Consider the following 12458-nt stretch of genomic DNA (forward strand, 5'->3'; position numbering starts at 1 on the left):
GCCGCCATGCCGGTCGCCGTGGCGCGGCAGGCCTCGGCCCCTTCCAGCAGGGCGATACGCTGTTCCAGCATTTCGACCGTGGGGTTTTGCAGGCGGCTATAGGTCATGCCCTGCTGCTCACCGGCAAAGCGCGCGGCCGCATCCTCCGCCCGGTCATAGCAATAGCCGCTGCTCAGGAAGAGCGCTTCGGATGTTTCGCCATATTCGGTGCGCGCCGTGCCGCCCCGCACCGCGATCGTCGCAGGCTTCCAATGCTTGGTGATTTCTGGGTCTTGCCCGCTTTTCCGCTTCATCGTCTGTTCCTCAGTCCAGCGCCGCCAGCACCGCGTCACCCATTTCCACCGTATTCATCGTGCCGCCCAGATCGGGGCTGCGCGCGCCGTTTGCCAAAGCCTTGGCGACGGCCCGTTCGATCCGGTCGGCCTGATCAGCCATTCCCAGCGAATAGCGCAGCAGCATCGCCGCCGACAGCACCGTCGCGAGCGGATTGGCCTTGCCGGTGCCCGCAATGTCGGGGGCGGAGCCGTGGATCGGTTCATAGAGCCCCTGCCCGCTGCCGTTGAGCGTTGCCGACGCCAGCATCCCGATGGAGCCGACGCACATGCTGGCCTGATCCGACAAAATGTCGCCGAACAGGTTGCCGGTGACGATTACGTCGAACTGGCCGGGGTTGCGGACCAGCTGCATCGCGGCGTTATCGACATACATGTGGCTGAGCGCGACGTCGGGATAGTCGGCCGATACCTCGATCACCACGTCACGCCACAATTGGCTGGTTTCCAGCACATTGGCCTTGTCCACCGAACAGAGCTTGCCGCGCCGGGCGCGGGCGGCCTGGAAACCGGCATGGGCGATGCGGCGCACCTCGCCCTCATTATAGGACATGACGTCATAGCCTTCGCGCTGACCATCGGCAGTGGTGCGGAAGCCCTTTTCGCCGAAATAGACGTCGCCATTGGTCTCGCGCACGATCAGCAGGTCGATCGCGCCGGCGACTTCGGGCTTGAGTGCGGACTCACCGGCCAGTTCGGGAAAGACCTTGGCTGGACGGAGGTTAGAAAAAAGGCCGAGTTCCTTGCGCAGACCCAAAATCGCCTGTTCCGGGCGCAAATGGCGTTCGAGGGCATCGCAATCGGGATCGCCGACTGCGCCAAAGAGGATAGCGTCGGCCCGCTTGGCGATCTCCAGCGTTTCAGGTGGCAGGGGGTGGCCGACCGCCTTGTAAGCGGCACCGCCGACCAGCCCATGCTCATAGGTCAGGCCGTCAATCGCCAGCGCATCCAGCACCCGCTTCGCCTGATCGACGATTTCGGGGCCGATGCCATCTCCGGGAAACAGGGCGATCAACATGGGCAGCTCCTTACCAAGGGGGACGCTTGCCCCTTATGGAAGCAGGGACAGTCAGGCAACCGCCCTTTTCAGGCGATCGACCAGCCTTTCGCGCGCGGCCAATATATCAATGCGCCGATCGGTCAGGACGGAGCGCTCCAGGAAGAAGCCGGTGAGCGCAAAGCCATCCATGATGTCGGTCCATTCGCCCGTCCCGCCCGCCAACAGGAAGGGCGGCAGCGGCAGGAGCAGATGCTCATAGCCGATCGCGCCCGCACGGCTGACCGCAGCGGCGCTGCGCGGGCTGACATAAGCGAGATCGTCGGCATCGCCCAAGGCTGCGCAGCGGCTGAGGTCGAGGCCGAAGCCCAGTTCCGCCAGCAGCAGCAATTCGTACCGCACCAGCGCAACGGCCCAGCCGCGTGCCGCCGGTGCCGCCTCGATGGCACCCATCACGCCATCAAGCGCGCGATATAGCGCCGGATGGGGTGTGCCTTCGGACAGGGCTGCGGCAGTCAGCGCGCAGCTCCAGTCGATCGCGGCGGCTGGCAGAGGTTCGGCATGGAGGGGGGCGCGGCTATACGCCATTTCGACCGTCAGCCCGGCGAGTTGATCCTCGGTCCGGGCGCGGAATGCTGCCATGACGCTGTTGCCCGGCAACAGTACGGGCCGCATCAGGCGGGATCGTCCGCCCCGCACATAGCCAGCAACCAGACCATGGTCGGGCGTCAGCAGGCGGGCGATGGCCCCATGTTCGCCATGGGGGCGCAAGGCGCAGACGAGAGCGGGGGTGACAAGCGTTGGCACCAATCGGCCTTAGCTACGCATCCGCCCGCTATCCTGTCGGCTTACTTGGTCGAATATTGGCCCGGTTCGGCCTTGAAATTATCACGCGCATAGGCGCGGGCAGCCGAGGCCGACTTGAAAATTTCGTCCTGCATCGTCGCGGTGACGATCGGATAGCCCTGCGAATTGAAGCGGGTGTCGCGGACGGTCAGGCGGAATGCGCCTTCTTCATTCTTGCTGATCAAAAATGGTTTGAGGGTTTCCCTGCTCATAATGTGCCTTTCAGTAGAGAGTAACGATAAAGCGCCGGACGGTGCGATCGGCACCGTCCGGCTAACGGTCAGTCGACCATGTCGGCCACGATTTTCTTCAATTCGCGGTTGCTCAACAGGCCGGTCAACGGCGATGCGACGCGGTGGGTCGGCGAAAGGCGATCAAGCCCATGAGCAAGCGAAGAACGGGTAGAGGAAGGAAAAATAATAGTCATCGAATCCTGGACGGCCTTTGCCGCCATAAAATGAACATGCGGCGTGCAATAACGAACGCATGGCTAGAGTGTCGCCGGAGCGACCCATGAACTGAAGAGAAGCGAAGGCTTCGAGACAGACCTCGTCCACGCACATTGAGGGCCGGAGGAGGAAACATAGATCGTCATCAAAGGACGTCAGCCCAGTGCATGTAGCATAATGTACGAGAATTGCAACTGGCTGGCCTTCGCCGCCTCAGCCATGGAAATAGTCATAGACCTGCTGGGCCACCGCCGTGGACACGCCGGGCGCGCGTGCCAGATCTTCTAGCGCGGCATCGCGGACAGCGCGGGCGGTGCCGAAATGCATCAGCAGCGCCTTCTTGCGCGCCGGGCCGATGCCCGGCACTTCATCGAGCGAACTGACGGTGATCGCCTTGCTCCGCTTGGCGCGATGCGCGCCGATGGCGAAGCGATGCGCCTCATCGCGTAGCCGTTGCAGGTAGAAGAGGACGGGATGGTTGATCGGGAAGGTGACTTCGCGACCATCCATCAGGTGAAATACCTCGCGGCCATCCCGGCCATGATGCGGCCCCTTGGCAACGCCGATCATGGTCACGTCCTCAATGCCCATTTCCTCCAGCATCGTGCGCGCGGCGGATAGCTGGCCCTTGCCGCCGTCGATCAGGACAAGATCGGGCCATTCGCCGCTGTCGCGATCCGGGTCTTCACGCTGGGCGCGACCGAAGCGCCGTTCGAACATGTCGCGCATCATCGCGAAATCATCGTTCGAGATGACGGGGTCTTTCATGTTGAACTTGCGATAGGCATTTTTGCGGAAGCCTTCGGGTCCGGCGACCACCATCGCGCCAAGGGCGTGGGCGCCCTGAATATGGCTGTTATCGTAGATTTCGATACGGTCGGGTATGCCCTCCAAACCGAAGGCTTCCACCATGTCGTCCAGCACTTTGCCCTGGCTGGTGGTCTCCGCGAGGCGACGGTCGAGCGCTTCGACTGCGTTACGCTGCGCCTGTTTGATCAAGCGGGTGCGGTCGCCGCGCTGGGGGACTTCGATACGAACCTTGCTGCCGATCCGTTCGGTCAGGGCCTGGGCGATCAGATCGCATTCCGCAGGCGCGCGATCGGTCAGCACCAGCTTGGGTGGCGGCACTTCCTCGTAAAATTGCGCCATGAAACTGGCCAGCACTTCATCTTCGGCGACTTCGGCGGTGTGGACCGGGAAGAAGCTGCGATGGCCCCAATTCTGGCCGCCGCGAATGAAGAAGGCCTGGATGCACATCGCCCCGCCCTTCGCCGCCAGCGCGAAAATGTCGGCGTCGCCCAGCCCTTCGGCGTTGATGGCCTGGCTGCCCTGAATGAAGGTCAGGGCCTTCAGCCGGTCGCGGATTACCGCCGCCTGTTCGAAGTCCATCGCATCGGATGCCGCCTGCATCGCGGTGCCGAGCTTCTTCTGAACGGCGGTGGATTTGCCACCCAGGAAATCCTGCGCGTCGCGGACCAGTTCGGCATAGCCTTCCGGGTCGATCCGATCGACGCAGGGGGCCGAGCAGCGCTTGATTTGATAGAGCAAACAGGGGCGCGAGCGGTTGGCGAAGAAACTGTCGGTGCAGGAGCGCAGCAGGAACAGTTTTTGCAGCGCGTTGATGGTGCGCGTAACCGAACCTGCACTGGCGAAGGGACCATAATAGCGACCTTGCGCCTTGCGCGCGCCGCGATGCTTCTGGACGCGGGGGAAGGCATGATCTTCGCGCAATAGGATGAAGGGGAAACTTTTATCGTCGCGCAGCAGGACGTTGTAGGGCGGGCGGTAGCGCTTGATCAGTTGCGCTTCCAGCAGCAAGGCTTCGGCCTCGCTGTTGGTGGTGACGATGGTCATGGACCGGGTCTGCGCGACCATCCGCTGGAGCCGCCGGGGCAGCCGATCGACCTGGGTATAGTTGGCGACGCGATTCTTGAGCGCGCGGGCCTTGCCGACATAGAGCACATCGCCGCGCGCATCGTGCATCCGATAGACACCGGGCCGGGTCGGTAGCGTCTTGAGCGTGGTGCGGATCGCTTCGACGCCCTGATCGAGATCGGGCGCACCGGACCCGCGCACCGTGTAGCTGGCCTTGTCTTCGTTGAAACGGTCGGGCGATTGGGGTTGCGACATGGGCCTGAAATAGCGTGCGCTGCCGGGATCGCAATGGCTCACGAATAGGAAGTCCCGCGCTTAACTTCGCATATTTCCCGCAGAATCGGACATTTTATGTCCCGACCCTGATCCTATCGAAAAGGGAGCGGGATCGCGCGGTGGCATGGTTATGGCACAGAATAGGGCGTGTAGGACAGGGCCGTTCTGTCCCGCCGGGCCGCTTTGGGCCGCAACGTAAAAGGGCCGGGGTTGCCCCCAGCCCTTTTACGTTGCGGTGATCCGGACCGATCAGTTGATCGTGCCGAGCCCCGTGATCGCGCGGTCGACCAGCGCCTTGTCCGCCTGCGCATCATGGCCCTGGGCGATCAGGACCGCGGCGGCCGTGGTTGCGGCATTCACGGCCTTGGCGCGGATGGCGACGATGGCGGCGCGTTCCGCGGCACCGATCTTGTCCTCGGCCATCTTCTGGCGGCGAACGATCAGCGCATCGGCGTTCACCTTGGCATCGGCGATTAGCCCTTCGGCTTCATGCTCGGCAGCCTTGCGCATGGCGTCGGCTTCACCGGCCGCAGCGGCCAGCTTGGCTTCATATTCGCCCTTGAGCGCTTCGGCTTCGGCCCGCAGCCGGGTCGCTTCGGCAAGCTGTTCCTTGATCTGCGCGATCCGGCCGTCCAGCACGCTGCCGATCAGGGCAGGCACCTTCTTGAACAGCAGGATGGCGATGAACGCCGCCATGGCGAGGCTCACCCAGGCGGTGGCGTCCATGCCGACCGCTTCCGGATCGGTGTGGGGGGCCACGCCTTCATGCGCGACGGTGCCGACCGGCTCCATGCCTTCGGCGTGAATTGCCTCGTCGAGCGTGGGGGGCGTGCCCCCTTGATGCTGTGCTGCTGCCTCAGCCATGGGCCAGTGCCGCCTTTACTGCGTTGCGGGCTGCATCGTCCGACGCTTCCACGCCGGAAATGCGAGCCACCATGTCGCGCGCTGCTTCGGCGGCGACGGTTTCGATTTCTGCCAGGGCTGCGGTGGAGGCAGCCTGGATGCGGGCTTCGGCGGCCGCGATTTGCGTGGCAACCTCCGCATCGGCGGCGGCAAGTTTGATTTCGGAAGCCTTGGCGGCTTCGCTCTTCGCCTTGGCCAGCATCGCCTGCGCGGCGGTGCGGCTTTCCGCGTCACGGACACGATAATCCGCTTCGGCTTCATCGGCACGGGCAAAGGCAGCCTTTGCCGCGTCCAGATCACCACTGATCTTCGCGTCGCGCGCGTCTGCCGTCCCCTGCACCTTGGGCACCATGCCGAGGCCGATGACGAAGAACACGAAGCCGAAGGTCAGCAGCAGCCAGAAAATCTGGCTGGAGTAGGTTTCGGCAATTTGCGCGATTTGAGGCATTTTTTCCGTCCGATCAGGGCGCGGTCAATAGTGCGGGACGAGCGTGGCGGCGTGAAGGCCACCCTGCCCGTCCCGTAAGGCGTGTCAGGCCACGAACACCAGGATCATGGCGATAACGAACGCCAGCAGACCCAGAAGTTCCGCCGCGGCGAAACCGATGAACAGACGACCCTGCTGGCCATCAGCGGCACCCGGATTGCGCAGCGCGCCTTCGAGGAACGCGCTGAACACGTTGCCCACACCGAGGGCAGCGATGCCCGCACCGATGGCGGCCAGGCCAGCACCGAGCAGCTTTGCGGCTTCTGCGTCCATGTCGTAAACTCCTTCGTTAGAATATAGTGATTGTTGACGAAACTAGATGAAACTCAGTGCAGGTTCTCGGCATCGTTGAGATAGACCGAGGTCAGCAGCGCGAACACATAAGCCTGGATGACCGCGACCAGCATTTCCAGCGCGCTGATGCCGATCATCAGGATGAAGCTGGCCGTGCCGACCGTCAGACCGAGAGCGGGCGATGCGTTTGCGCTGTTGATGACGAACCCGGCAAGCACCTTCAGCAGAACGTGGCCAGCGGTCATCGCGACGAACAGTCGCAGGCCCAGGCTGAACGGACGCACCATGAAGGAGACGAGTTCGATAAGGAAGAGCGGCGCCACCATCAGCGCGGGCGTGCCGTGCGGAATGAAGAGCGAGAAGAAGTGGAAGCCATGCTTGGCGAAGCCGACGATCAGCACGATCGAGAAGCTCATGATCGCCAATACGCCGGTCGCGGTGAAATGGCTGGTGAAAGTGAAGGGGTGAAGCCCGACCAGACCCAGCGGCAGCAGACCCAAAAGGTTGGCCAGCAGGATGAACATGAACAGCGAGAAGACATAGGGGATATACTTCTTGCCACCCTCGCCAACGTTCGCGATCAGCAGATTCTTGATGAAGCCGGTCATATATTCGACCGCCATCTGCCAGCGGCCCGGCACCAGTTCCCGCTTCATGCCGCCGATCACGAAGATCCACAGCACGACGGCGGCCAGCACCATATAGAGCGCGCTGTTGGTGAAGGCGATGTTGAAACCGCCGAGCGACAGCTGATCCGTACCGAACAAGGGTTCGATCGCAAACTGGTGCATCGGATCGATTTTGCCGGATTCTGCCACGCTGGACCCCTGTAACGTCTTTACCGTCGGACTAAGAAGAAAGCGTCCCTTATTGCGGGGGACGCTTTATCGTCGTCAATCTGATGATGTTCCTGAACGCCGCCACGATCCCAAGACCGAGGAAGACGAGCAGGAGCCATGGGGATGTGCCGAAAAGCCGGTCAAGAACCCAGCCAATCAACGCACCGCCGACAAGACCGCCGATCAGTTCCGCAAGAACCCTGTTGCCGAGGCGAGACCCATCGTCCGCCGCTTGCTCAGTAGCCCCCTGCCTGACCTTTTCGACAGATTCGGCCCGTGCGATCCGCTCCTCCAACGAAGCGATCCGCGCGTCTTCCCCTGCCGGGTCCTGTCCGGGTGTCTCCGCAACCATGTTCGTCCTCCACCGGGGGGTGACCCCTTATGGCAGGCGGCATGGCGCTTGCGGCTGCACCCGTCAAGGCGCGGCCCGTTTAGAAAGGGGATGGCGGATAGTCAACCATGGTTCGGGCAGAGAATGACGCCCTGGACGAAGGAAGGAGAAAAGTCCGCCAGAGCGGGATTTTCAGCCCGCCGTCGCGCAATAGGAAGGCAGTGCGATCGCGCCTGCCCCCTTGGTCTGCCACGCGCCCGCGCCGATACGATAGGCCTGGCCGGTCTTGACCCGGCTGCTGAGCGTCTGGCAACCGGTGGCAGCGGCGACATCCTGCACGGTGACGCCGCGCTGGCTGGCCAACTGGGTGTAGGCGGCGCGGCGCTTGATGTTGATCGATTCGACTTCGGCCCGCACATCGGCGCTCACCGAGCCGGCGATGCCGAGATAGCCATCGGCCTGTTCACCCACGGTTCCGGCCGCCATGGCCGACGCGACAGCGCCCGTCTGCGCGCGGGCGGGGGCCGTCATGGCGAATCCCGTGGCCAGCGCAACGGCAGCGCCAACGGCGATTATGAGCATCTTGCGTGTCATTGCGGGAACAACTCCGGGTTATTCTGGATCAGATCCTGGGCATCGCGTTGCAGGCGCACCACGACTTCCTGCTGCACCTTGACGTTCAGATTGATCTCGATCGGCTTGTCGGGGGCCTTCACCTGAATGCAGCCCCCCAGAGCCGATGCGGCCAATCCGGCCATGATGATTGCGTTTTTCTTCATTTCGGCTCCCCGTTTGCCATCTTGTCGCTGTCCACAGGCTGAACCGCAAGCCCTTCCGCCGCTTGCGCCCGCATCTTTTCCTGCGCCTGCTTGCCGATCTCATCCCGGATCGTCTGGGTCGGGTCGATGACGGACTGCGCCGTACTCATCAGCCCGCGGAAAGGCGCGGAGATGCGGACGTTGAACAGGAAAGGCAGGCCGACGAAATTGCGCGCCAGACCGGCTGGCGCGCCGCCCAGTTGCCCGCGATTGACGCCGTTGAACACGACATTGGTGACCATTTCACCATCGAGCGCGCCATCCATCAGGATTGTCAGACATTTATATTGGAGATTTTTGAGCGCGTCGAAGGCGATGCGGCCCATCACGCCTAATTGCTCGTTCGATACCGGGCCGACATAGGAGAGGACGCCGGACTGTCGCGCGGGATCGCAGGGAATGGAGGGCAGCACGCCTTCGGGCATGAGCAGCGGCGCCATCCCTTCCTGCCGCGCGACCAGCACGCCCCCCGCGACGCGACCGCCCTGGGCATTGAAGATCAGCGGCATGATGCCGTCGAACGTGCCGGTGGCGGAGACATTGTCCAGTTCCATCGCCTGGATGAAAGCCCCCGCATCAAGGCCGATGACGCGGAAGGTCATGTAGCGATCGACGTCGGCGCTGAAATCCATGGTGGTGGGCAGCAGCACCAGCTCGCCGCCGGAGAAGGGCCAGCCGCCGCCCTCGATCCGCACCTTCTGCCCCGCTTCCAGCCGATAGCGCACGATGCCGTCGCGCACCTCTATGCCCGGATTGACGGACTGGATTCGCGCTTCCTGACCGGGGGCGGAGACGAGATTGATGAGGTCCGTGAAGCGCAATTCGCCGCTCAGCCCCTCGACCGGACCGAAGGCGGCGGCGAGGCTGGCATTGTCGGTGCGGAAGGTGCCGGTGGACGTCACATCGGAGCCAGTCCAGTCGATCCGGCCCTGCCCGTTCACCTTGGCCTTCACATTCGCGACCACGCCGAGCGCCAGCGGCGTTACGTCTTCGGGTTGAAGATCGGGACCAAAGGCCAGGTCGGGAACGGTCAGGTCGGCATGGCCTTGGCCAGTGGTCAGATTATGGACAATGTCGGTGCGGGCGACGGTCGCGCCATTGCGTGTCGCGGTAAGCGTGCCGGTGGCGGCGATCCGGCTATTGCGCATCATCAGCGTGAAATCCGGTACGGCGAGCGGGATGAAGCGGGCGGGCACCTGCGAATCGCGCACGGTCATGGCGGCGCGGAAGGCGAGTGCGCCCTTGTCGAAGCGCCAATCGCCATTGCCCTGTTCGAGGATCAACGGGATGGTGCCGATGCGGCCACCTGCGCCGCTGGCCTTGCCATCAAAGCCCTTGGCCGTCATGCGGCCGTCCAGGCTGGCGGCGGTGAGATGAACCGGCGCATCCTGCGGGCCGATCGACAGGTCGGCATTGGCCAGGGCGAAGCCCGTCTGACCGAGCGCGACACGGGCATGGTCGGCGGTCAGCCGCAGGGGACTGTCGCCGCTGGTGCCGGAGAGGGCGAGTTTGCGGATGTCCGCACCGCCGCTGATGCCGCCCGCTCCCATGGCGAATAAAGCGCCGCCGTCGAGCGGGCACAGCGTCTGGCGGGTCTGGCCTATCGCGAAACTGCCATAGTGGGCCTCTGTGACCGAGAAGGGAACGCAGCGCGGATTGATGCGCAGCGCGCCATTGGCGGCGAGTTGTCCTTCGATCGGTAGCGTCAGGCCGCGCAGATGGCCGTCGGGCAGCGGACCATCGAGCCGGAGCGAGGTGGCGAAGCGAGTCGTGCCATCGGACGCAGCGGTGAAACGGACGCGATCGAGCGCCAGGCGCGCATTGTCCGCCGCATAGGGATCAACAAACAGATCGCCGCCAAAGCCGCCGCCGGGTCGGCGCACCAGGCGCAGCGCGGCCTGGGGCAAGCCGCCGCCCCGCGTCGTGATCGCGCCGTCAAGCGCCCAATCAAGTGCTGCCCGCCCCTGCCCCGGCCAGCCCAGCGTCACCCGACCGTCGGGCGAGAGCGCCGCCTGCGCGCCACTGCGGGCGGCGAGGCGGCTGTTGGTGAGGACGAGGCTACCCTTGGCGCTGCGTTGTACGAGCGCGAAATTCGTGCGGAGTTGGTTATTGTCCCCTGCCCGCGCCACGGCGTCGGCGAAGCGCGCCGCCAATGGGGCGACGGGGGTGCCCGCCGTCGATGCGCGGAAAGCGGCGAGCGATTCGCGCGAAACGAGGCGGATGTTGCGGCCCGACAGATTGCCCTGCATCGTCGCTTCGTCGCTCTTGAACGTCCAGGCGCCGTTGAGCGCGGCCTGCTCGATCAATGTGCCACCACCCGCCAGCGTGGCCGCGTTGATACGGGCGCGGCCTTGCGACCCGGCCTTGCTGCCGTCGAAATCGATGCGACCTGCCGGGCTGGCGAGGACCAGGCCGTTGGACTTGAGCGCTTCGCCCGACAGGTCGACATGGCCGGTCCAGCGTTCGAACGCCTTGCCGAGCGTCAGGTCGATGACGGCGACGGGTTGCGCCATGGCGGTGGCGGCCCCGCGACAGGCGAAAGCGGCGGCGCGGATGGGTCCGGTCAGATGCGGCTGACCCTGGCGCATGGCGATATCGAGCAGCGCGCTGCCATCGGTCATCGCGCAACCCGCCATGGTCCCGCGCGGCATGACGGCGGCGACCTTCCCGTCGAAACCGGATTGCAACCCGCCAGAGCCGTCGATCCGCAGGCCGACCTGGCCCGCGTCGGTATCCAGCCGCAGCCGGGCGTCGGTGAGCGACAGAAGAATGTCGGGCAGGCTGAAGGGCGCGGTCGAATTGGGATCGCTGAACTTATCCAGCTCGCCCAGGTTCAGCACGCCGCCCTTGTAACTGCCATGAAGGCGCACGCCCCCTGCCCGCACGGCCGCCACTTCAGGCGTGACGCCAGTGAAGGCGATATCGACTTCGACCCACTCGGCGGTCAAATCGGGTTTGGCCGGGTCGCCCAGCACGATAGCCTCGATCCGCTGGGTGCGCAGGCCGACATCGACCAGGTCGTAATTGGCCCGCACGCCGCGCCGGTTGAGTTCGCGGCTGACGAAATTTTCGGCGATCGGCGCGCGCTGCGTCCACAGCCCGACCAGCACCAGCGCAAGCGTACCCGTGCCGACACCCAGCCAGCGCAGCCACCCCCGGCGAATCGCCTCTTCGCCGTCCTGTTCTTCCATGCTTATGGCCAACCCCGGCTTTCGTGCGACACTCTATGGTCCGTGACGGGACCAGAACGTCCGACCCGTCCTAAATATCCTTGCCCCGCGATTCCGCAACGCATAGCGTCATGGTCGGTAGCAAGGGGGCGAGCTTGGCCGAGCAGGACGCAAAAGTCACGCATGACGGCGCAGGCCACCGGGCAAGGCTGCGCCAGAAGCTGGCGGAGGCAGGCGGCGACGCGCTGCACGATCATGAACTGATCGAATATCTGCTGGCGCTGGCGATCCCCCGGCGCGACACCAAGCCGCTGGCTAAGGCGTTACTGCGCGAATTTGGCGGCATAGGCGGGCTGATGGCGGCGGACTGGCATGCGATCGCGCGGGTGCCGGGCATGGGCGACACCAGCGTCGCCGCGATCAAGATCGTCCAGGCCAGCGCGCTGCGGATGTTGCGCAACGAGGTTGCGGCGCGACCGGTGCTGGCGAGTTGGCAGGCATTGCTCGACTATCTGCGCGCCGACATGGCGCATCTGGGGGTGGAACGCGTGCGCGTGCTGCATCTCAACACCCGCAACATGCTGATCCGTGATGAGAATATGGGCGATGGGTCCATAGACCAGGCCGCCATCTATGTCCGCGAGGTTATACGGCGCGCCATCGACCTGGGGTCGGCGGCGCTGATCCTGGTCCACAACCATCCCAGTGGTTCGCCTGAACCCAGTCGTCAGGACATAGAGGTGACGCGGCAGATCATCGAGGCGGGCAAACGGCTGAATATCGCCGTGCATGACCATATCATCGTCGGCGCGCAGGGGCATGTGAGTATGCGGGCTAAGGG

At 64.3% G+C, this 12458-nt stretch carries 15 protein-coding genes; 1 reads left to right on the forward strand and 14 read right to left on the reverse strand.

The features are described from left to right. The 14 genes from IL54_RS22980 to IL54_RS11130 all read right to left on the reverse strand — a co-directional run. Positions 1-293, reverse strand: a 293-nt coding sequence (locus IL54_RS22980; protein WP_193378894.1) for a PLP-dependent transferase, incomplete at its 3' end; no start/stop codon positions are given. Positions 294-303: 10 nt separating this feature from the next. Then, a complete protein-coding gene (gene leuB / locus IL54_RS11075) occupies positions 304-1350 on the reverse strand; it encodes a 3-isopropylmalate dehydrogenase (protein WP_037475620.1) in 1047 nt (348 codons plus the stop codon). Positions 1351-1401: 51 nt separating this feature from the next. Beyond that, positions 1402-2136 (reverse strand): DNA repair protein RecO, encoded by a 735-nt coding sequence (recO, locus tag IL54_RS11080; protein ID WP_037478411.1) that lies wholly within the window; start codon positions 2134-2136, stop codon positions 1402-1404. 41 nt (positions 2137-2177) lie between these two features. Further along, positions 2178-2387 carry a hypothetical protein gene (locus tag IL54_RS11085; RefSeq protein ID WP_037475622.1) on the reverse strand — a complete coding sequence of 70 codons (210 nt, stop codon included), beginning with the start codon at positions 2385-2387 and terminating at the stop codon, positions 2178-2180. Between the two features lie 68 nt (positions 2388-2455). Continuing rightward, on the reverse strand, positions 2456-2629 hold the full coding sequence (locus IL54_RS24145; protein ID WP_156106190.1) for a hypothetical protein: 174 nt from the start codon (positions 2627-2629) through the stop codon (positions 2456-2458). A 208-nt stretch (positions 2630-2837) separates the two neighbouring features. Further along, a complete protein-coding gene (uvrC, locus tag IL54_RS11090; protein ID WP_037475624.1) occupies positions 2838-4754 on the reverse strand; it encodes an excinuclease ABC subunit UvrC in 1917 nt (638 codons plus the stop codon). 270 nt (positions 4755-5024) lie between these two features. Then, positions 5025-5639 carry a F0F1 ATP synthase subunit B family protein gene (locus IL54_RS11095; RefSeq protein WP_037475625.1) on the reverse strand — a complete coding sequence of 205 codons (615 nt, stop codon included), beginning with the start codon at positions 5637-5639 and terminating at the stop codon, positions 5025-5027. After that, positions 5632-6126 carry a F0F1 ATP synthase subunit B family protein gene (locus IL54_RS11100; protein ID WP_037475627.1) on the reverse strand — a complete coding sequence of 165 codons (495 nt, stop codon included), beginning with the start codon at positions 6124-6126 and terminating at the stop codon, positions 5632-5634. The genes IL54_RS11095 and IL54_RS11100 overlap by 8 nt, the downstream gene beginning before the upstream one ends. A gap of 84 nt (positions 6127-6210) precedes the next feature. Beyond that, positions 6211-6438, reverse strand: a complete 228-nt coding sequence (locus IL54_RS11105; RefSeq protein WP_006961951.1) for a F0F1 ATP synthase subunit C — start codon at positions 6436-6438, stop codon at positions 6211-6213. A gap of 53 nt (positions 6439-6491) precedes the next feature. Next, positions 6492-7277 carry a F0F1 ATP synthase subunit A gene (locus tag IL54_RS11110; RefSeq protein WP_037475631.1) on the reverse strand — a complete coding sequence of 262 codons (786 nt, stop codon included), beginning with the start codon at positions 7275-7277 and terminating at the stop codon, positions 6492-6494. A 49-nt stretch (positions 7278-7326) separates the two neighbouring features. Next, positions 7327-7650, reverse strand: coding sequence for an AtpZ/AtpI family protein (locus tag IL54_RS11115; protein WP_037475633.1), 324 nt, complete (start codon positions 7648-7650; stop codon positions 7327-7329). 171 nt (positions 7651-7821) lie between these two features. Next, positions 7822-8223 carry a YdbL family protein gene (locus tag IL54_RS11120; RefSeq protein WP_037475635.1) on the reverse strand — a complete coding sequence of 134 codons (402 nt, stop codon included), beginning with the start codon at positions 8221-8223 and terminating at the stop codon, positions 7822-7824. After that, complete coding sequence (locus tag IL54_RS11125; protein WP_037475638.1) at positions 8220-8408, reverse strand: YnbE family lipoprotein; 189 nt, start codon at positions 8406-8408, stop codon at positions 8220-8222. The genes IL54_RS11120 and IL54_RS11125 overlap by 4 nt, the downstream gene beginning before the upstream one ends. After that, positions 8405-11638 (reverse strand): intermembrane phospholipid transport protein YdbH family protein, encoded by a 3234-nt coding sequence (locus tag IL54_RS11130; RefSeq protein ID WP_037475641.1) that lies wholly within the window; start codon positions 11636-11638, stop codon positions 8405-8407. The genes IL54_RS11125 and IL54_RS11130 overlap by 4 nt, the downstream gene beginning before the upstream one ends. A gap of 110 nt (positions 11639-11748) precedes the next feature. Here IL54_RS11130 and radC point away from each other — a divergent pair. Then, the coding region (radC, locus tag IL54_RS11135) for a RadC family protein (RefSeq protein ID WP_443210760.1) at positions 11749-12458 on the forward strand (710 nt) is incomplete at its 3' end.

This window comes from Sphingobium sp. ba1 (genome assembly GCF_000743655.1).
GTDB lineage: Bacteria > Pseudomonadota > Alphaproteobacteria > Sphingomonadales > Sphingomonadaceae > Sphingobium.